This window comes from Pseudomonas sp. JAI111 (assembly GCF_024809425.1).
Classification (GTDB): Bacteria; Pseudomonadota; Gammaproteobacteria; order Pseudomonadales; family Pseudomonadaceae; genus Aquipseudomonas.
The window spans coordinates 344,719-362,651 of record NZ_JANUCB010000004.1; the positions used below are offsets into that span (position 1 = coordinate 344,719).

The following is a 17,933-nucleotide window of genomic DNA, read 5'->3' on the forward strand; positions in this document are numbered from 1 at the left end:
TCCAGGCCTTATTTCGAGTAACGTCGGATGGCTTGCAGTAACTCTTCCAGGCCTTCGGCGCGCTCTTCGTCGCTCAGGCCTGGACGGGCCACGTGTTCACGGGCGTGGGCATCGATGAACTGATCCATCAAACCGTTGACCGCACCACGAATGGCGGCGACCAGGTGCAGGGTCTTGGCGCAATCAGCGTCGGACTCAAGCGCCTTTTCCACCGCCTGGACCTGGCCTGAGATGCGTCGCACCCGGTTGAGCAAATCATCTTTGTGTTCGTGAATGTGCGACATACCTATACCCCCTACCCCTATCTGGCGCGCATAGTCACTGATCCTGATCGAACTGGCAAGACGAATATCCAAAAGTGGCTGTGCCCTTTACGCCAGTCGATCCGCAACGAAATCGACAAACGCCTTCAACTTGGGCAGTGACTTCCTTGAACGCGGGTACACCATCTGCACCGGTTTGGGCGGCGGAACATAGTCCTCCATGATCCGCACGAGCTCGCCATTGGCCAAGGCCGCCGACACCAGAAAATCGGGCTGCATCAAAATCCCCTCTCCGGCCACGGCCGCCTGTAACAACACCTGACCGTCATTGCTTTTGAGCACTGCTCGCTCTGGCCACGGCACTTCGCTGGCGCCCTTTCTCAGCGGCCAGGCAAAGCGGTTGTTCCAGGAAGTGTGAGTGAGGATTCTGTGTCGGTGCAGGTCTTCGGGTGTTTGCGGCTCCTGCCATTTCTGCAGATACCGGGGCGATGCGCAGATCACCATTCGATAAGGCGGCAAGGGCTTAGCCAGCAGATTGACGCCGATCAGCTCGGAGATCCTGAAAGCGAGGTCAAACGACGTCTCATACAGGTCCACCACTTCGTTGCTTAGAATCAGTTCGACCTGGATCTGCGGATAACGCTGCATGAACTCGGCCACCAGCGGGCCGACCAAAGACACGCCGAGAGCCATGGGTGCGGTGATTCGCAACAGGCCGCTGGGCTCGGGGCTTGAGGCTTCGACCCGGCTGAAAGCGTACTTCACCTGCTCCAGCGCCAGCTTGGCTTCCTCATAGAACAATCGCCCTTCCCCGGTGATCGACTGGCGCCGGGTGGTGCGCTGGATCAGCTTGGTATTGAGGGTTTTCTCCAGGCTCTGGATGTGCCGTCCGACCATGACGGCGGACATGCCCACCTCCTCGGCGGCATCGGCAAAACTGCCCGCCTCGACCACGGCGACGAAGACTTCCATTTGCCTGAGTTTGCTCATGTCCCTGCCTTGTATTAAATACATCAGGTTAAAGGAGTAATAACCGGCGATGCGTTTATCACCCGAGGCTTTCTCCCTAGAGTCACTTTAATAAAGTGAACAACGAGGCGCCATTGATGCAAACCCTACTGGACAAGTCACTGAGTTCTTTTGCACGGGTCGACCTGTTGCAAGGCCCTACGCCGATTCAGAGGGCTGAACGCCTGGAGCAATGGCTGGATTTGAAGTCGCGGGGCATCGGCCTGTATCTCAAGCGTGACGATCACATGCTGATCGGCGGTGGCGGCAACAAACTGCGCAAACTGGAATTTCACATTGGCGCCGCGCTTGAGGCCGGCGTCGACACCGTCATCACCGTCGGCGGCCTGCAATCCAACCACGCGCGGCTGACCGCAGCGGTGTGCGCCCGCCTGGGCCTTGCCTGCGAATTGATCCTGACCCGTGCGGTGCCCAAAGACGAAGTGGACTACGAGCTGAACGGCAACGTCCTGCTCGATCAGTTGTTCGGCGCAGACATCCGGGTGCTCGCCAAGGGTAGCGATTCGCTCGCTCAAGCCGACATTCGCGCCGCACAACTAGGTGATTCGGGACGCAAAGTGCTGGTGATACCCACGGGCGGTTCGACGCCGCTGGGCAGCCTCGGTTATGCACGCTGCGCGTCGGAAATCGCGCAGCAGGAAACCGAACTCGGCCTGACATTCAACCAGGTCGTGGTGCCCAACGGCAGCGCGGGCACTCACGCCGGGTTGGCGGCAGGCTTTGAATTGCTGGATCGCGGCACTTCAATCGTCAAGTCGTACTCAGTGCTGTCCGATCGCGACTCGTCAGCCGCCAGGACCCTGAAATTGACCCAGGACGCCCTGGCGTTGATGGGCAGCGACGCCATTGTGACGGCTGAAGCAATCAACATTGACGGCAGTCAGCTGGGCGACGGATACGGGTTGCCGACACCGTCCATGCAAGAAGCCGTATGCCTGATGGCTCGCGCCGAAGGGTTGTTGATCGACCCGGTGTATTCCGGAAAAGCCTTCGCCGGGTTGTTGGCCGATATCCGACAAGGGCATTTTCGTTCCGGGGACAATGTGTTGTTTGTCATGACCGGGGGAACACCGGGTTTGTATGCGTATCGGGAAACTTTTCAACAAGCGTTGGCTAGTAAGGCCAACTGAAAAAAACGGCCCGCGTTTCAGATCCGTCCTACATCTATCCAATCCCTATTGATATAGCGTCCGCATCGCTTTGAAATCAATTGAGGATTCTTTATGTTTTTATGGATAAGCGGATTTTTGAAAGGTGATGAAGCGGGTGACTTCCTGAAGTTCGAACACACCGTTCGACCTGAGTGTGAAAGCGCAATATTGGATGTGCTCGGCTGGAAAAGTCTTGATGAAGCAGCGGACGGCGAAACGCACCTGACCGACGAGCAAGCCCAAAAGATCGCTGAAGTTATCAATCAACAGCTACCGACAGAGCTGGAACTGTTCATCGGGGTGCGGGGGTAGAATTTTGCTTAAATCGAACTCGCTATCAGGTTAGGCATCGCTACCCCGCACCACGGGGCGATGCGAAATTACGGCATGCCCCGTCACTAAAACCACACACTCAATCATCACGCGTCAGCACTTCCAACAACTCAATCTCGAAAATCAGATTCGAATTCGGCGGGATCGCGCCCATCGTGCGCTCTCCGTAGGCCAGATGCGCCGGCACCAGCAGCTTGCGCTTGCCACCGACTTGCATCCCCATGATCCCTTGATCCCACCCTTTGATAACCCTTCCGGTGCCAATCACACACTGGAACGGCTTGCCGCGGCTGTAGGAAGAGTCAAATTCAGTGCCGTCTTCCAGCCATCCGCGGTATTGAGTGGTGATCAGCGCGCCTTTGACGGCGGCTTTGCCGTCGCCTGGTTGAAGGTCGATGATTTGCAGTTCGTCATTCATGCGTCGTACTCGTTTACTGTCGCCCGGGTCTTGAGGGCGCGGACGGAGGTTTTCGCAGAATCTGCCTTGAATGGCAATCGGTGGGGATCGAAAGTATTTCGTTTTGCGCCGGAAGAAATAAAAGATCGCAGCCTCGTTTCACTCGACAGCTCCTACAAGGGATGCCGGGTCCCTGTAGGAGCTGTCGAGTGAAACGAGGCTGCGATCTTTTGAGTTTCACGCACCTTTATCAGGATTTGGCACCTGCGCCTCGACCTTTTTTTCTTCCTTGGCCTTGGCATCGACGGCGAAGTCCTTGCCAAATATGGCTTCTGGAAAGATCCACTTGCCCAGGCTGCTTTTCTGGTCGGTGACAATGCCGATCTGGTCGCCCTTGTTGAAATCGAACCAATGAAAGTCTGTAAAACCTTTCAGGTCCAGGGTCTTGAGCATGTTCCCTTCCATGACTTGGATTTTCTTGTCTTTGGGGTCGACGCTCACCACCTCCAGCGGGGAACGGGTGATCAGCGGCGGCGTCGCCACAATAATCTCCTGGCTGTTCGTACACCGTTGACTGGTCGGCTGGATCTTGCCGTCCGCCGAACTGTGGGGTCGCTTGTCGCAATCGACGAAGATGCCCGAATGGTCCACCGTCTGGTTGCCCAGGTATTGCTCGCCACTGGGCATCAACAATATTTCCTCGCCCTTCGTCGCGCTGGCTAAAAAAACCAGCGACAGCACCATCATTCGTCTGGTCATAGCGCACCTGCCATAAGTCCAGAATGAGTCATTACAGGAACTTGTCAGTAAACAACGTCCGGGTTACGCGTGGCATGTTGGGAACGTCGATTTCGATGTAGGTCACCTGCTTTTTCGGCACTTGATACACCGTGCCGAATGAATCGTAACGTTGTGGCTGCTTATCGGTTTTCACCAGTACCTTTTGCACCAGCACGTAATAGGTCGCAGCCGTTTCAATCAGCAACACCGCCTCTTTTATCCCGCCGTCCTTGCTGGCCGTGGCCATCATCAGTTCAGGCGGATAACTCTTTACGTACTTTTCGTCGAAATGCAGGCGAATCGGGCGCAATACCCCGCCGTCGCGCACTTGCTGAGCCTGGAGAGTGCCGAAGTGCTCGGCCAGCACTGATGTTCCCCACAGGCCGACAATCAGAAATACCGTAAACAACACTTTGTGCAGGAAGTAGGGAATTGGCCTCTCATCCGAAGACCAACCGCTGTTGAGCAAGACATAAACGAGGGCGCCGCCGATCAGGTACCAGAGACCAAACTGTTTCGCGACCGTCCAGGCAAAGGCGAGATAGAAGTACAGCGAGATATCGAGCGACACCAACGGTATGCCGAACGTCTTGAAGTAATAAAACAGGTGTAGCCATGAATAAAAAAACAGGTAAGCGCCGAACAACAACGTCGGACCGCCGAAGTGGGTCGACAATTGCGAACTCTCCGGCGCAGGCGGAGGCACAGCGGCCGATGCGTTGACCTGAGTCATGGTGATGATTCCCTGCCGGGCGGACGATCACGATGCTGATAACGTGCCTATAAAGTCTAGCGTCCGCTGAAGAGAAAGCGACTGCTACTCGGTGCGCGTCTGAACTAATCTATGAGGCATCTCCCTTCATGGTTAATACACAACGATGGCAACGCCTGAATGAATTTTGTCTGGACCAGCGCTGCCATCGGCTCGGTGATGATTGCCCTGATCGCCCTGCTGATCTGCCGCGAGCGCTCGCTGCAAAGGCAGCTGGCCGAGCAACGCGCGTTGATCGCCAGCCTGTCCGAGCGCCAGACGCTACGTCAGGATGGTGATGCCGAACGCTTCAAGCGCAGCCAGTATTTCGCCCGCATCGGCACCTGGGACTGGGATGTCGACACCGACAAGCTCTACTGGTCGGACGCCATCTACGGCATGTTCGGCTTCAAGATCGGCGAGGTGACGCCCTCCTACGCGCTATTTTGTGCCTGCGTACACCCCGATGACCGGGCTCAGGTGCGGGCCGGGGAATTGCGTTGCCTGCAAACCGGTGAAAACCATGACGAGGAATACCGCGTCGTCTGGCCCGACGGCACCATTCGCTGGTTGCGCGAGACCGGCAACGTGGTCAAGAACGACCATGACGCCACCGTCAAAATGATGGGGGTAGTGCGCGACATCACCGAGGAAAAAGCCTCGGCCAGCTACCTGCAACATTTGGCCCATTACGATCCGCTGACCGGACTGCCCAACCGCCTGGTGCTTGAGGAACGCTTGTCCGAGGCACTGGAACAGGCGCGTATCAGCGCAACCAGGGTGGCGCTGGTGTTCGTCGATCTGAATGGTTTCAAGGCCATCAACGACCACTATGGCCATGCCGCGGGTGACCGGGTGCTGATCACGACCGCCACACGCCTGAAGAAAATCCTGCGCTCGACCGACACCGTCGCGCGAATCGGTGGCGATGAGTTCGTGGTGATCCTGCAGGGGCTGCCCCAGGGCATCAGCCTGCAGGATGAAGCGCGCAACATCTGCCAGAAAATCTTCATCGAACTGTCACCGCCCATCACCATCGGCAACGACCAACGCCACATCGGCACCAGCCTTGGCGTCGCGGTGTTCCCGGACCATGCGCCGAGCATGGACCGGCTGATTCACATCGCCGACCTGGCGATGTATGAGGCTAAACGCAGTGGGAATAATCAGTATCGGTTGGGCACCGAAAGCCTGATGCGTGCTCACAGCGAATAGCCGCTTCGGCCTATCGCTCCACTGGCGTGATATCGACAATCATCCCGTTGGTAATCATCACCATCATGTACTTGTCATTGATCTGCACCCATTGCGCCTGGTCTTTCGGGGCTTTGAGGCCCTTCTGTTTCCAGTTGCCCAGGGCTTTTTCGCTGCGTTGATAAATGTCCGGGGCACGGTCGCCGACCACCAGCTTGCGGGCATTGTTAACGCCGGGCTGAACGGTTTTTTGTGGTGGGTCATCCGCTTGAACGATCGGGGCGATACCGGCCAGGCCTGCAACGAGGGCGAGGCTGGCGATAAGGGTCTTGTTGTTCATTGATGAACCTCCAGTAAATTCTTGGTAGCTGAAGTGGGACCGCCCAGACGCTCGATCATTCGAAAAATTATTAGCCACCTTGAAGTCGAGCGCAGGCTCGGCAGCGGCAACCCATCTATCTGCGCTTGTCATTGATCCGCTTCACGCATTAATGCATGTCAACAATGCACTTATCATATCGATGTCCCTGATCCACCATTCGCCCCAATAAGAACCGTGCATTGCGTCCAGGCCATGCACGTCATAAAAGCGGTGGAGTACAGATCAATGACAACATCAATCCCTTCCGGGCGCTCCCGCGCCAGTGCGATTTTCCGGGTCACCTCGGGCAATTTTCTCGAACAGTTCGATTTCTTCCTTTTCGGTTTTTACGCCACGCAGATTGCCGCTGTGTTCTTCCCGGCCAGCAGCGAATTCGCCTCGCTGATGATGACCTTTGCAGTGTTTGGCGCAGGCTTCCTGATGCGGCCGCTGGGTGCCGTAGTGCTGGGCGCTTACATTGATGATGTGGGCCGGCGCAAAGGTTTGATTGTCACGCTGTCGATCATGGCCAGCGGCACGATCCTGATTGTGCTGGTACCCGGCTACGAAACCATCGGGCTGTTCGCTCCTGCCATCGTGCTGATCGGCCGACTGCTGCAAGGCTTCTCTGCCGGAGCGGAAATGGGCGGAGTGTCCGTGTACCTCTCAGAGATCGCCACGCCCGGCAACAAAGGCTTCTTCACCAGTTGGCAATCGGCCAGCCAGCAAGTGGCGATCATTGTCGCCGCCGCGCTGGGGTATGGACTGAACCAGTGGATGGCGCCGGCGATGATTGCCGATTGGGGCTGGCGAATTCCGTTTTTCGTGGGTTGCATGATCGTGCCGTTCATTTTCTTCCTGCGCCGTAACCTGGAAGAAACCGAAGAGTTCGCCGCGCGTAAACACCGTCCGAGCATGGGCGATGTGTTCCGCACACTGGCGCAGAACTGGGTGATCGTCTTCGCCGGCATGATGATGGTCGCGCTGACGACTACCGCCTTCTACCTGATTACCGTGTACGCACCGACGTTTGGCAAAACCGTGCTGCACCTGAGCACGTCCGATGCGTTGCTGGTGACCTTGCTGGTGGGGGTTTCGAACTTCTTCTGGTTGCCGATTGGCGGTGCATTGTCCGACCGGATCGGTCGTCGTCCGGTGCTGATTGCCATGGCGTTGTTGACCCTCGCCACCGCGTATCCAGCGCTGACCTTCCTGGTCAACGCGCCGAGCTTCATGCACATGCTGCTGGTATTGCTGTGGCTGTCGTTCATTTACGGCTTGTACAACGGCGCGATGATTGCGGCGCTCACGGAAATCATGCCGGTCGAAGTCAGGGTTGCGGGTTTCTCCCTGGCGTACAGCCTGGCCACCGCAGTGTTTGGCGGTTTCACCCCGGCGATGTCGACCTTCCTGATTCAGTACACCGGCGACAAGGCCGCGCCCGGTTACTGGATGAGTTTCGCCGCGCTCTGTGCGTTGTGCGCGACGCTGTATCTCTATCGCCGCTCGACCGGTCGTCTGCAACCGGCGATGTCCTGAACCCTTTGAGAACAAATGACAATGAAGAAACTATTCAATTTTGCTGCCCTGACTTTGCTGGCCAGTCTCAGCCTGAGCACCATCGCCCAGGCCGAAGAGATCCACGTGATGACTTCCGGCGGGTTCACCGCCGCCTATAAAATCCTCGGCCCGAAATTCGCTGCCTCCACGGGCAACACACTGGACACCGCCCTTGGCCCGTCGATGGGCAAGGCGCCGGAAGCGATCCCCAATCGACTCGCGCGTGGTGAGCAGGCCGATGTGGTGATCATGGTGGGCTACGCCCTGGACGACTTGATCAAGCAAGGCAAAGTCGACCCGGCGTCTCGGGTCGAACTGGCGGATTCACGAATCGGCCTGGTGGTGCGCGAAGGTGCGCCGAAGCCGGACATCAGCTCTGTCGACGGACTGAAAAAGACTTTGCTCGACGCGAAGTCCGTGGCCTATTCCGACAGCGCCAGCGGCGTGTACATCGAGGAGCAACTGTTCAAGCGCCTGGGCATCGAGGATCAACTCAAGCCCAAGTCGAAGATGATTCCAAAAATCCCGGTCGGTTCGGTGGTTGCCACGGGCGATTACCAACTGGGCTTCCAGCAAGTCAGCGAACTGCTGCCCGTGCCGGGAGTGAGTTTTGTGGCGAAAATTCCGGAGTCGGTGCAGTCGGTGACGCGTTTTGCGGCTGGCATTCCGGTAGGCGCGCAGCACAAGGAGCAAGCCAAGGCGCTGCTTGAATACCTGGCCTCCTCAGCCGCTCAATCGGACGTGAAGGCCACCGGGCTGGATTCGGTCAGCCGCTGACCGCAGACGGCTGGACTTTCATCTCCACCACCAGTCGTTCCAGTTCCAACGCCGCCGGGGTCAGGGTTCGACCCCGGCGCTTGATCAAGCCGACACTGCGCATCACCTGCGGATTGGTCAGCGGCACCCGTGTCAGAATCGGGTGATCGGCCGCCGGCATCGCCATCAACGGTACCGCCGCCACGCCCAACCCCGCCTCCACCAGACCGATCATCGTCGTCACATGGCGGGTCTGGCAGATACTCGGCCGCTGCGGGACAATTCCGCTGAGCGCCTGATCCAGCAAAAAGCGATTGCCGGACGTCTTGTCCAGCGAAATGTAATCCTGCTGATAGAACTCGTCCCAGGTCACGCTGCTGCGCTCCGCCAACGGGTGATCGCGCCGACAGGCCACCACATACTCTTCCTGCACCAGAGGTTCGAACTCGACTTCGGCCTCCAGTGTGCCCATGAAACTCAGGCCGAAATCCGCCTCGCCATTGACCACTGCACCGAGCACGTCGTGAGCGCTGGAATCCAGCACTTTGACTTTGATCCGGGGAAATTGCTGGTGGTAACGGGCGATCACTCGCGGCATAAAGTAGTACGCCGCCGACGGCACACACGCGACCGTGACATGGCCGAGTCGGGTCGAAGCGACTTCACTGATACCCAGCAGCGCGATGTCGAGATCATCGAGCAGGCGCTCGACACTCGGCATGAAACCGCGCCCGGCCTGGGTCAGGCTGACCTTGCGCGTGGTGCGCTCGAACAAGCGTACGCCGAGGGCGTCTTCCAGTTTTTCGATACGCCGGCTCAGTGCCGGCTGGGAGATGCGCACGGTGTCGGCAGCCTTGCGAAAACTGCCCTGCTCGACCACGGCGCGAAAGGCTTGCAGATCGTTGAGGTCGAAGTTGATGGCCATATCGCGTACTCGAGAAACATGCAGATTGATTAGCTTATCCTATGAATGTAACTAATTGATGCTAGATGTAACCAGATTCGCCTGGTCTTCTTGCAAGCTGAAACGCTTCATGTTCCGGCTGACGCCTGAAGCCTCAGCCTTTATCCTTGTCGCCCCGCCGTATCAAGTGTCTGGAGTTCGTCATGCCCCACGAAGGCAACCTTTTACAAGCCGCCGTCGTTTTTCTGTTCGCGGCCGTGCTCACCGTGCCCTTGGCCAAACGCCTGCAACTGGGGGCTGTACTCGGTTATCTGTTTGCCGGCGTGATCATCGGGCCGTCGGTGCTGGGGTTGATCGGTAATCCGCAGAGCGTCAGCCATATTTCTGAGTTGGGCGTGGTGTTGCTGCTGTTCATCATCGGCCTGGAATTGTCACCACGCCGCTTGTGGGTGATGCGTAAATCGGTATTTGGCGTGGGACTGGCGCAGGTGCTGTTGACGGGTTCGGTGATCGGCGTGCTGGCGCTGTTTGTCTTCGGCCAACCGTTGAACAGCGCCATCGTGCTCGGCCTTGGCCTTGCGTTGTCTTCCACCGCGTTTGGCCTGCAAAGCCTGGCCGAGCGCAAAGAGCTGACCAGTCCTCACGGACGCCTGGCGTTTGCGATCCTGTTGTTCCAGGACATCGCCGCGATCCCATTGATTGCCATGGTGCCGCTTTTGGCCGGCGGCGATCACACCTCCACCGCCGCCGACGACTTGAACCACGGTTTGCGGGTGTTGGGTAGCATCGCGGTGGTGGTGGTCGGTGGACGGTATCTGCTGCGACCGGTGTTTCGCGTGGTGGCCAAGACCGGTTTGCCCGAGGTCTCGACGGCGACCGCGTTGCTGGTGGTAATCGGCACGGCGTGGCTGATGGACCTGGTCGGCGTGTCCATGGCCCTTGGCGCGTTTCTCGCCGGGTTGCTGCTGGCGGACTCTGAATATCGTCATGAACTGGAAGCGCAGATCGAGCCTTTCAAGGGTTTGTTGCTGGGGTTGTTTTTCATTAGCGTCGGCATGGGCGCCAACTTGAGCCTGTTGCTCAACGCACCGGTCACGGTGTTGGGGCTGACCCTGCTGCTGATCGCCCTCAAATTACCGCTGCTGTTTTTGGTCGGTCGACTGGCCGGCGGCTTGGGTAAAGTCAGTGCCATTCGCCTTGGCATCGTGCTGGCGGCCGGAGGTGAATTTGCGTTTGTGGTGTTCAAGATCGGGCGCGACCAGGGATTATTCGAACCGCGCCTGTACGACTTGCTGGTGCTGACCATCACCCTGTCCATGGCGGTGACGCCGCTGTTGTTGCTGCTGTGCGCGCGGCTGTATACGCCCAAGGTGCAGCCTGTCGAAGTGCCGGAGAAATTTCGCGACATCGACACCGACGCGCCGCGCGTGGTGATTGCCGGCATGGGCCGGATGGGGCAGATCGTGGCGCGGATTCTGCGGGCGCAGAACATCACGTTCGTGGCGCTGGACACCTCGGTGGAATCCATCGAACTGTCGCGCAGTTTCGGTAGCGTGCCGGTGTTCTATGGCGACCCGATGCGTCCGGAAATCCTCAGCGCGGCCAAGGTCGAGCAAGCGGAATACTTTGTCATCGCCACCGATGACCCGGACACCAACATCAAGACCGCCGAGCTGGTGCACAAGCTATATCCGCACATCAAGATCATCGCCCGGGCGCGTAACCGTCAGCATGTGCACCGGCTGATGGACCTTGGCGCCGAGGCGATTCGGGAAACCTATTATTCGAGCCTGGAAATGAGCCGGCGCACCCTGGTCGGCCTCGGGTTGACCCAGGCGCAGGCCGATGCGCGGATCAAGCGCTTCAAGCATCACGATGAACAAGTGCTGGAAGCCCAGCACGCGGTGTATGACGATGCGGCGAAGGTCTTGCAGACGGCACAGGAAGCGCGGGCGGAATTGGTAAGATTGTTTGAGGCGGATCAGATGGAGGAGCGGGAAGCCGGTAAGGTTTAGGCTATGTGGCGGCTGGTCTGCCGCCATCGCGGGCAAGCCCGCTGCCACAGGGATTTGTGCCGATCACAAGAACCCTGTGGGAACGAGCTGGCCCGAAGTCGCGTTACTGGATCTCAGAAAGCAAAAAGCCGCTTCCACCAGAGGCGGAAGCGGCAGAGGCATAAGCCTCAGAGAATCAATGCATGAACAGGGCGATCAGGATGATGATCGGGATTGGCACGCCGAGAAAGAACAGCAGTAATGAGCGCATGAGAATTCTCCTGGGTTAGCGAACTGGCAAGGTAGCGGTAGTGACGTAAGTGTCGGATTCCAGATACACCACGGCATCCCGACGACGACCTCCGAAGGTAGCGGCGAAGCTGGCGAAAAACGCACCGATCAGCAAGGCGACGAACATCCACAGCGACGTCCAGGCAGCGACTTTGGCAGCGGTGTCAGCAGCTTGTTGGGCAGCCAGTTTGGCGTCGGCAACAGCTTTTTGAGTGCGGGCATAGACTTCATCGACACGGCGCTCGGCATCGGCCTGGGTCAGGTTGGTGCGCTGGGCGACCAATTGAGCCAGGTAAGTCCGGTCTGCGGGGGCCAGTTGACCATCGCTCAGGGAGCGCACGAAGATCCGGGTCACGGTGCTGCGGGCAGCGTCATCGCTGACAGCGGCAGGACGATCATCGCGGAACAGGGTGTCGACGAAGTAGCCATATTGGTCACTGTCGGTTTTAGCTGCGGCGGTGCCAGCGGCTTGAGTCGCGACACTGGCCGCACCACCGACAACGCTTGCGCCGGCTTGCACGCCACCGCTGACGATGCTGCTGACTGAACCGACGACCAACGTCGCAGTCACCAGCGTGGCGACGCACCAGGCCAGGAAGCCGTGGGCGGTGTCACGGAAATAAACTTCATCGCCGTGCATGTTGGCCCACTTCACCCGCAAGCGACCGGCGATATAACCGCCGAGCCCGGAAGCCACGATTTGCGTTACGGCCAGCCAGACGATTGTGGAAATCCCCAGGCCTTTGGCGCTCACGCCTTCATGGGCCCAAGGCGAGACCGCCGAAAACCCAAGGCCGAAACCGAGCAGTACGAGGATCAGCGACAACGCCGCCGCTGCAGCAGCCCCGGCAAAGATCGCACCCCAGGACACCCCCGACAGCGTGCTTGATTCTTCTATATCGGGATAGAAACCATCAGAGGATCTATTCATTGTTTTCGCTCCAGGCAGAAAGATGGTGTTACAACTCTTCAGAAGAAGAATTGCAGTCACCGTGCCAGTCGCAAGATTTAAATAATCCCTTACATTTCAATGGCTTATAAAGTTTGAACTTCCAGTTTTATTGCAATTTGCAAGGTAGGGGCAATTGCAGCGGGTTTTATGCACTGCGATTAACTACTTTCGCTTGTAGCTCTTGTTACCGCTGGGCGTGAGGCAATAGACCCCGCCTCTGGGCCCAGTGCAGAACGAGCCGGTGCCGCAGGCGCAGCCATCATTACGCTGTAACACGGTTTGCGGTCGGGCTTGGCTTTGGCCGCCATACACCGCCGAGCAACTTTTCTTCGAACCGCTGATAGATCCGTCATTACACAGAAACAGATCGCCGTCACATCGATCGATTCCGCCCTTTTTTCCCGAGCACGGTGTATTACCCGCCCAGCTGGAAGCGCTGGCAATGCACAGCAAAAACACTGTAATCGGCATCCCGCCGCGACGATTCAAAGTAAGCACAGCGCAGTTTCCTGAATGAGTTATGGCCGTATGATATCAATGCTCTGCACAGACTCTTCAAGCAACATGAAAGTTAATTTATTCAGCCCCCAGTAATTCTTGGCAAAATGCCCCCACACTCCGCCATGAACTGACTATCAGGCACGCCCTATGACCCGCATCTTGACCATCGAAGACGACGCCGTGACCGCCCGGGAAATCGTCGCCGAACTGAGCAGCCACGGCCTCGACGTCGATTGGGTCAACAATGGCCGTGAAGGACTTGAGCGTGCGGTCAGCGGCAATTACGACCTGATCACGCTGGACCGCATGCTGCCCGAGCTCGATGGCCTGGCGATTGTCACCACGTTGCGCACCATGGGCGTGGCCACGCCGATTCTGATGATCAGCGCCCTGTCCGACGTCGACGAGCGGGTGCGTGGCTTGCGCGCTGGCGGTGACGATTACCTGACCAAGCCGTTCGCCACCGATGAAATGGCCGCGCGCGTTGAAGTGCTGCTGCGTCGCCAGAACACCGTGACCGCTCAGGCGACCACGTTGCGCGTCGCCGACCTTGAGCTGAACCTGATCAGCCACGAAGCCAGCCGCGACGATCAGTTGCTGACGCTGTTGCCCACCGAATACAAGCTGCTGGAATTCCTGATGCGCAATACCGGGCAGATCCTGTCGCGGATGATGATTTTCGAGGAAGTCTGGGGCTATCACTTCGACCCCGGCACCAACCTGATCGACGTGCACATCGGCCGCCTGCGCAAGAAGATCGACCCACCTGGTAAAGTCCCGTTGATCCGCACCGTGCGAGGCTCGGGATATGTCATTGCTGAACCCCTCTAAAGGCTGGCGTTCGTCCAGCAGCCGCCTGCTCGCACTGTACAGTTCGCTGTTCGTGCTCTGGAGCGGGATCCTCATGGGGGTCATGTATTTCGAGGTTTCGGCTTACCTGGACAATTTGGCCAAGCACTCGCTGATGCAACGCCAGCACCTGTTTTCGCATTTTCAGGGCGAGCAACTGCTGGACGCCCTCGCCGTCAGCATGACCTTCGACATTCGCGGCATTGACGCCTATGGCCTGTTCGATGCCCAGCACCGCTACCTCAGCGGGGCGATGCAGAGCATCCCCGAAGGTTTGCCGCTGGACGGCAAGATCCACATACTCAGCGACTGCGCCGAATCCGACGACCCCAGCCTGCCCGCCGACAGTTGTGACGCTGTAGCGACCCAGACCCGGGACGGTCGCTGGCTGGTGCTGGTGCGCGACAACGGTTCGTTGTTCGCCGTGACCCGCATCATTCTGCATGCGTTGTTCTGGGGTGTGACGCTGACCATTCTGCCCGGCATCGTAGGCTGGCACCTGTTGCGGCGGCGCCCGTTGCGACGCATTCGTGCGATTCAAGCGAGCGCCGAAGCCATCGTCGCTGGCGACCTGACCCGGCGCCTGCCCCTGTCCAACCGCCGCGATGAGCTGGACATGCTCGCCGCCATCGTCAACGCCATGCTTGAACGCATCGAACGCCTGATGAACGAGGTCAAGGGTGTGTGCGACAACATCGCCCATGACCTGCGCACCCCGCTGACCCGCCTGCGCGCGCAGTTGTACCGGATTCAACAGCAGGCGGATGAAGGCTCGACGCTGGCCGTGCAGCTGGATTCAGTGCTCGCTGAAGCCGACACCTTGATGGCGCGGTTTCGTGGCTTGTTGCGGATTTCCGAACTGGAGGACCGACAGCGCCGCTCCGGTTTTGTGCAGCTGGACCCGGTGCCGCTGCTGCAAGAATTGCACGACTTCTACCTGCCGTTGGCGGAGGAAGGCGAGTTGGTGTTCACGCTGCAATTACCGGCATCGCTGCCACCGTTGATTGGCGATCGCGCGCTGTTGTTTGAGGCTGTGGCGAACTTGTTGAGCAACTCCATCAAATTTACTCCGCCGGGCGGCGAAGTGATTTTGCGTGGGATCAATGTGGCTGGGCACACGCGAATCGAAGTGCTCGATTCAGGCCCCGGCATCCCGAAAAGCGAACGCGAAGCGGTGTTCCAGCGCTTTTATCGGGCGGACGGTGGCAATCAGAAAAACGGCTTCGGCCTGGGCCTCTCGATCGTTGCGGCGATCGCCAGCCTGCATGGTTTTGCGCTTGAAGTGGGCACCAGCGAACTCGGCGGCGCGCGATTGACCCTAGATTGCCAGCAAAGCCTGATGTCCCAGACCTAAGCCATTCTCCCAGACAAAGAAGCTCCCCTGTGGGAGCGGGCTTGCTCGCGAAGGCGGTAGATCAGGCGACATCATCGTCGACTGTAAGACCGCCTTCGCGAGCAAGCCCGCTCCCACAGGGGAATTATGGTGTTTTCAGGCTGGGTAGTTGGCTCGAAGCGCTTCGAGGCCGCCCTGATAAATCCCGGCAAACAACGCCTCGACCTCTGCCTCGCTCACCCCAACCGGCGTAAACCGGCCCGACCACGTCACCCGGGCGCCCTCGCCCTGTGCTTCCACCTTGATAGTCGCCAGGTATTCAGTCGCTGGAAACGGCGCCTGCACAATCGAATAGCTGTAAGTCTTCCCGGCGTTATCAAACGCCTCCAGGCGCTCAACCACCACCGCGCCGTCCGCCGTTTGCAGGCTGCGCACCCGCCCGCCTTCGCTCAGTTCGCTTTTCGGGATAAACGGCAGCCAGTCCGGCAGCGTGTCGAAGCCGCCAATCAATTGCCACACCTGATCGGCCGACGCCGGGATATCAATGAATGCTGATGCAGTTGCCATGTAGTCCTCTCTCTTAATTAATAAATTTCAAATCGCCATGCTGTCGACGACACCGCCATCGACCCGCAGCGCCGCGCCCGTGGTGGCCGAGGACAGCGGCGAAGCAATGTAGGCCACCAGATTGGCGACTTCCTCGACATTCGCCACGCGCTGGATGATCGACGTCGGCCGGGCCTTGCGCACGAACGCATCGGCTTCTTCGCGAATACTACGCCCCGACGCGTCAGTGGCGTCCTTGAGCATCTGCTCCAGGCCATCGGTCAGCGTCGGGCCGGGCAGGATCGCATTGACCGTCACGCCGGTGCCAGCCAACCGTTTGGCCAGGCCGTGGGACACCGCCAGGTTGGCGCTCTTGGTCACGCCGTAGTTGAGCATGTCGGCCGGAATCGCGATGCCGGACTCCGAGGACAGGAAGATCACCCGCCCCCAGCCCTGCTTGACCATGTCCGGCACGTAATGCCGTGACAGGCGCACACCAGAGATCACATTGACCTCATAGAAACGCGTCCACTCGCTGTCCGGCGTGTCGAAAAAATCCACGTCATTGAAGATCCCGAGGTTGTTCACCAGGATGTCGGCGCGGGGTTCGGCAGCGAACAGCTTTTCAGCGCCTTCAGCCGTGCCGAGGTCGGCGGTCAGGCCACGCAGTTGCGCGTCCGGTACGCTCTGGCGGATGCTTGCCAGTGCGTGTTCGACCTTGGCCGTCTCGCGACCGATCACCACCACCGTGGCACCGGATTCGGCCAGTGCCTTGCTGATGCCCAGGCCAATCCCGGCGGTGCTGCCGCTGACAATGGCAAGTTTTCCAGTCAAATCGATTTTCATGCTCATGCTCCTGTGATCGGCAATGGCGCACGGTCAGAAACCAGTTTCGCCTCGCGCATCGCTTGCCAGAATGCGGCGGGAATCACCGCCAACAGCGCGGCCACGTCTTCAGCAATCCGGTCCGGACGGCTGGAGCCTGGAATCACCGCGGCCACCGCCGGGTTCGCCAACGAGAATTGCAAAGCAGCGGCCTTGATGTCGACACCGTGGGCTGCAGCGATACGTTTGATCTGCTCGACTTTGTTGATGATCGCCGGGCTGGCTTTCTGGTATTCGAAGTGCGTACCACCGGCCAAAATGCCCGAACTGTAAGGACCGCCAACCACGATCTCGACGTTCTGCGCCAGGGCGGCGTCCATCAGACGCTGCAAGGCACGATCATGGTCGAGAAGAGTGTAGCGACCCGCCAGCAGAAAGCCGTCCGGCTGCGCTTCAGTCAGATCAAGGGTCAGCTCGCAAGGTTCAACCTTGTTCACACCCAGGCCCCAGCCCTTGATCACGCCTTCTTCGCGCAACCGGGTCAGCACTTTGAATGCGCCGGTGCGGGCCTGGTTGAAGTATTCCAGCCACTGATCGCCATAAAAGTCCTGGGCAATGTCGTGCACCCAGACGATGTCCAGTCGGTCGGTCTGCAGACGCTTGAGGCTGTCTTCGATGGAGCGCAAGGTCGCGTCGGCGCTGTAGTCGTTGACGATCTTGTTCGGGCGACCGTGCTCGAATACCCCGCTCTTCTCGCCGAGGTCGCGGGCAGCGGTGTCTTCGACTTCATCAAGGATGACCCGCCCGACTTTGCTGCTCAGCACGTAATCGTCGCGGTTGTAGTGGGCCAACGCAGCGCCCAGGCGGATCTCCGACAGGCCCGAACCGTAAAACGGCGCGGTGTCGAAGTAGCGCACGCCGGCATCCCACGCGGCGTGCACGGTGGCCAGCGCCTCTTCTTCAGGAATGGCGCGGAACATGTTGCCCAATGGCGCCGTACCGAAGCCCAGCGCGCCGGGCAGTTTGTCTTTCAAGCTCATGGTTCAATCCTCGTCAGTTTCAGAGGTCGCCCTTCATCAAGTGGTGCAGGTGACCGATGAGCAGATCCTAGATTGCGATGATCGGACCGTCCAAGACATAATGCGCAGCACTTAAGTCCCGAT

The 17,933-nt window shown here is 58.8% G+C and carries 20 protein-coding genes; 8 read left to right on the forward strand and 12 right to left on the reverse strand.

What is annotated here, in order from left to right:
* Window positions 1-8: 8 nt before the first annotated feature.
* Both HNR03_RS15675 and HNR03_RS15680 read right to left on the reverse strand, forming a co-directional pair.
* Window positions 9-284, reverse strand: coding sequence for a metal/formaldehyde-sensitive transcriptional repressor (locus HNR03_RS15675; protein WP_090184884.1), 276 nt, complete (start codon window positions 282-284; stop codon window positions 9-11).
* Between the two features lie 87 nt (window positions 285-371).
* Window positions 372-1,253, reverse strand: a complete 882-nt coding sequence (locus HNR03_RS15680) for a LysR family transcriptional regulator (protein WP_259154514.1) — start codon at window positions 1,251-1,253, stop codon at window positions 372-374.
* A gap of 116 nt (window positions 1,254-1,369) precedes the next feature.
* Here HNR03_RS15680 and HNR03_RS15685 point away from each other — a divergent pair, with 116 nt between their 5' ends.
* Window positions 1,370-2,422, forward strand: coding sequence for a D-cysteine desulfhydrase family protein (locus tag HNR03_RS15685; protein WP_259154515.1), 1,053 nt, complete (start codon window positions 1,370-1,372; stop codon window positions 2,420-2,422).
* 93 nt (window positions 2,423-2,515) lie between these two features.
* Window positions 2,516-2,755 (forward strand): pyocin S6 family toxin immunity protein, encoded by a 240-nt coding sequence (locus tag HNR03_RS15690; RefSeq protein ID WP_259154516.1) that lies wholly within the window; start codon window positions 2,516-2,518, stop codon window positions 2,753-2,755.
* A 100-nt stretch (window positions 2,756-2,855) separates the two neighbouring features.
* Here the strand turns inward: HNR03_RS15690 and HNR03_RS15695 are convergent, their stop codons facing one another.
* From HNR03_RS15695 to HNR03_RS15705, 3 genes are all read right to left on the reverse strand, one after another.
* Window positions 2,856-3,194 carry an FKBP-type peptidyl-prolyl cis-trans isomerase gene (locus tag HNR03_RS15695; RefSeq protein ID WP_259154517.1) on the reverse strand — a complete coding sequence of 113 codons (339 nt, stop codon included), beginning with the start codon at window positions 3,192-3,194 and terminating at the stop codon, window positions 2,856-2,858.
* A gap of 216 nt (window positions 3,195-3,410) precedes the next feature.
* Window positions 3,411-3,920 (reverse strand): hypothetical protein, encoded by a 510-nt coding sequence (locus HNR03_RS15700; protein WP_259154518.1) that lies wholly within the window; start codon window positions 3,918-3,920, stop codon window positions 3,411-3,413.
* A gap of 43 nt (window positions 3,921-3,963) precedes the next feature.
* Window positions 3,964-4,686, reverse strand: coding sequence for a hypothetical protein (locus HNR03_RS15705; protein ID WP_259154519.1), 723 nt, complete (start codon window positions 4,684-4,686; stop codon window positions 3,964-3,966).
* 159 nt (window positions 4,687-4,845) lie between these two features.
* On the opposite strand from HNR03_RS15705, the gene HNR03_RS15710 reads away from it, so the two are divergent.
* On the forward strand, window positions 4,846-5,919 hold the full coding sequence (locus HNR03_RS15710) for a sensor domain-containing diguanylate cyclase (RefSeq protein WP_259154520.1): 1,074 nt from the start codon (window positions 4,846-4,848) through the stop codon (window positions 5,917-5,919).
* A 10-nt stretch (window positions 5,920-5,929) separates the two neighbouring features.
* Here the strand turns inward: HNR03_RS15710 and HNR03_RS15715 are convergent, their stop codons facing one another.
* Complete coding sequence (locus HNR03_RS15715; protein ID WP_222587165.1) at window positions 5,930-6,238, reverse strand: RcnB family protein; 309 nt, start codon at window positions 6,236-6,238, stop codon at window positions 5,930-5,932.
* A 267-nt stretch (window positions 6,239-6,505) separates the two neighbouring features.
* Here HNR03_RS15715 and HNR03_RS15720 point away from each other — a divergent pair, with 267 nt between their 5' ends.
* Together HNR03_RS15720 and HNR03_RS15725 are read left to right on the forward strand one after the other, a co-directional pair.
* Window positions 6,506-7,798, forward strand: coding sequence for an MFS transporter (locus tag HNR03_RS15720; protein ID WP_259154522.1), 1,293 nt, complete (start codon window positions 6,506-6,508; stop codon window positions 7,796-7,798).
* Between the two features lie 21 nt (window positions 7,799-7,819).
* Window positions 7,820-8,596: a substrate-binding domain-containing protein gene (locus HNR03_RS15725; RefSeq protein ID WP_222587167.1), complete on the forward strand. Its 777-nt coding sequence runs from the start codon at window positions 7,820-7,822 to the stop codon at window positions 8,594-8,596.
* On the opposite strand, the gene HNR03_RS15730 is transcribed toward HNR03_RS15725, so the two are convergent.
* Window positions 8,586-9,500, reverse strand: coding sequence for a LysR family transcriptional regulator (locus HNR03_RS15730; RefSeq protein ID WP_259154526.1), 915 nt, complete (start codon window positions 9,498-9,500; stop codon window positions 8,586-8,588). The two genes, HNR03_RS15725 and HNR03_RS15730, sit on opposite strands and share 11 nt — an antisense overlap.
* 182 nt (window positions 9,501-9,682) lie before the next feature.
* Here HNR03_RS15730 and HNR03_RS15735 point away from each other — a divergent pair, with 182 nt between their 5' ends.
* Window positions 9,683-11,494, forward strand: coding sequence for a monovalent cation:proton antiporter-2 (CPA2) family protein (locus HNR03_RS15735; RefSeq protein ID WP_259154528.1), 1,812 nt, complete (start codon window positions 9,683-9,685; stop codon window positions 11,492-11,494).
* A 265-nt stretch (window positions 11,495-11,759) separates the two neighbouring features.
* Here the strand turns inward: HNR03_RS15735 and HNR03_RS15740 are convergent, their stop codons facing one another.
* Together HNR03_RS15740 and HNR03_RS15745 are read right to left on the reverse strand one after the other, a co-directional pair.
* Entirely contained in the window at window positions 11,760-12,695 is a 936-nt protein-coding gene (locus HNR03_RS15740; RefSeq protein WP_259154530.1) for a hypothetical protein, read from the reverse strand.
* Window positions 12,696-12,878: 183 nt separating this feature from the next.
* Window positions 12,879-13,187 (reverse strand): hypothetical protein, encoded by a 309-nt coding sequence (locus HNR03_RS15745; protein ID WP_259154727.1) that lies wholly within the window; start codon window positions 13,185-13,187, stop codon window positions 12,879-12,881.
* A 177-nt stretch (window positions 13,188-13,364) separates the two neighbouring features.
* On the opposite strand from HNR03_RS15745, the gene HNR03_RS15750 reads away from it, so the two are divergent.
* Window positions 13,365-14,048 carry a response regulator transcription factor gene (locus tag HNR03_RS15750; RefSeq protein ID WP_010455216.1) on the forward strand — a complete coding sequence of 228 codons (684 nt, stop codon included), beginning with the start codon at window positions 13,365-13,367 and terminating at the stop codon, window positions 14,046-14,048.
* The gene (locus HNR03_RS15755; RefSeq protein ID WP_259154533.1) at window positions 14,026-15,420 is read left to right on the forward strand and encodes a HAMP domain-containing sensor histidine kinase; all 1,395 of its coding nucleotides are present in this window, start codon (window positions 14,026-14,028) and stop codon (window positions 15,418-15,420) included. The genes HNR03_RS15750 and HNR03_RS15755 overlap by 23 nt, the downstream gene beginning before the upstream one ends.
* A gap of 135 nt (window positions 15,421-15,555) precedes the next feature.
* Here HNR03_RS15755 and HNR03_RS15760 read toward each other — a convergent pair whose 3' ends face one another.
* The 3 genes from HNR03_RS15760 to HNR03_RS15770 are packed head-to-tail and all read right to left on the reverse strand — an operon-like array spanning window position 15,556 to window position 17,810.
* Window positions 15,556-15,966 carry an SRPBCC family protein gene (locus tag HNR03_RS15760; protein WP_259154534.1) on the reverse strand — a complete coding sequence of 137 codons (411 nt, stop codon included), beginning with the start codon at window positions 15,964-15,966 and terminating at the stop codon, window positions 15,556-15,558.
* A gap of 27 nt (window positions 15,967-15,993) precedes the next feature.
* Window positions 15,994-16,791, reverse strand: a complete 798-nt coding sequence (locus HNR03_RS15765) for an SDR family NAD(P)-dependent oxidoreductase (protein WP_090184933.1) — start codon at window positions 16,789-16,791, stop codon at window positions 15,994-15,996.
* A 2-nt stretch (window positions 16,792-16,793) separates the two neighbouring features.
* A complete protein-coding gene (locus HNR03_RS15770; RefSeq protein ID WP_259154536.1) occupies window positions 16,794-17,810 on the reverse strand; it encodes an aldo/keto reductase in 1,017 nt (338 codons plus the stop codon).
* Window positions 17,811-17,933: the final 123 nt, after the last annotated feature.

Excerpts from the sequence above, each read along its gene's own strand:
- HNR03_RS15770 (WP_259154536.1), bottom strand. The coding sequence starts at position 17,810 with ATGAGCTTGAAAGACAAACTGCCCGGCGCGCTGGGCTTCGGTACGGCG.
- HNR03_RS15705 (WP_259154519.1), bottom strand. The coding sequence starts at position 4,686 with ATGACTCAGGTCAACGCATCGGCCGCTGTGCCTCCGCCTGCGCCGGAG.
- HNR03_RS15675 (WP_090184884.1), bottom strand. The coding sequence starts at position 284 with ATGTCGCACATTCACGAACACAAAGATGATTTGCTCAACCGGGTGCGA.
- HNR03_RS15750 (WP_010455216.1), top strand. The coding sequence starts at position 13,365 with ATGACCCGCATCTTGACCATCGAAGACGACGCCGTGACCGCCCGGGAA.
- HNR03_RS15720 (WP_259154522.1), top strand. The coding sequence starts at position 6,506 with ATGACAACATCAATCCCTTCCGGGCGCTCCCGCGCCAGTGCGATTTTC.
- HNR03_RS15765 (WP_090184933.1), bottom strand. The coding sequence starts at position 16,791 with ATGAAAATCGATTTGACTGGAAAACTTGCCATTGTCAGCGGCAGCACC.
- HNR03_RS15680 (WP_259154514.1), bottom strand. The coding sequence starts at position 1,253 with ATGAGCAAACTCAGGCAAATGGAAGTCTTCGTCGCCGTGGTCGAGGCG.
- HNR03_RS15690 (WP_259154516.1), top strand. The coding sequence starts at position 2,516 with ATGTTTTTATGGATAAGCGGATTTTTGAAAGGTGATGAAGCGGGTGAC.
- HNR03_RS15745 (WP_259154727.1), bottom strand. The coding sequence starts at position 13,187 with ATGCCGATTACAGTGTTTTTGCTGTGCATTGCCAGCGCTTCCAGCTGG.
- HNR03_RS15755 (WP_259154533.1), top strand. The coding sequence starts at position 14,026 with ATGTCATTGCTGAACCCCTCTAAAGGCTGGCGTTCGTCCAGCAGCCGC.
- HNR03_RS15760 (WP_259154534.1), bottom strand. The coding sequence starts at position 15,966 with ATGGCAACTGCATCAGCATTCATTGATATCCCGGCGTCGGCCGATCAG.
- HNR03_RS15740 (WP_259154530.1), bottom strand. The coding sequence starts at position 12,695 with ATGAATAGATCCTCTGATGGTTTCTATCCCGATATAGAAGAATCAAGC.
- HNR03_RS15685 (WP_259154515.1), top strand. The coding sequence starts at position 1,370 with ATGCAAACCCTACTGGACAAGTCACTGAGTTCTTTTGCACGGGTCGAC.
- HNR03_RS15735 (WP_259154528.1), top strand. The coding sequence starts at position 9,683 with ATGCCCCACGAAGGCAACCTTTTACAAGCCGCCGTCGTTTTTCTGTTC.
- HNR03_RS15700 (WP_259154518.1), bottom strand. The coding sequence starts at position 3,920 with ATGATGGTGCTGTCGCTGGTTTTTTTAGCCAGCGCGACGAAGGGCGAG.
- HNR03_RS15695 (WP_259154517.1), bottom strand. The coding sequence starts at position 3,194 with ATGAATGACGAACTGCAAATCATCGACCTTCAACCAGGCGACGGCAAA.
- HNR03_RS15725 (WP_222587167.1), top strand. The coding sequence starts at position 7,820 with ATGAAGAAACTATTCAATTTTGCTGCCCTGACTTTGCTGGCCAGTCTC.
- HNR03_RS15710 (WP_259154520.1), top strand. The coding sequence starts at position 4,846 with ATGAATTTTGTCTGGACCAGCGCTGCCATCGGCTCGGTGATGATTGCC.
- HNR03_RS15715 (WP_222587165.1), bottom strand. The coding sequence starts at position 6,238 with ATGAACAACAAGACCCTTATCGCCAGCCTCGCCCTCGTTGCAGGCCTG.
- HNR03_RS15730 (WP_259154526.1), bottom strand. The coding sequence starts at position 9,500 with ATGGCCATCAACTTCGACCTCAACGATCTGCAAGCCTTTCGCGCCGTG.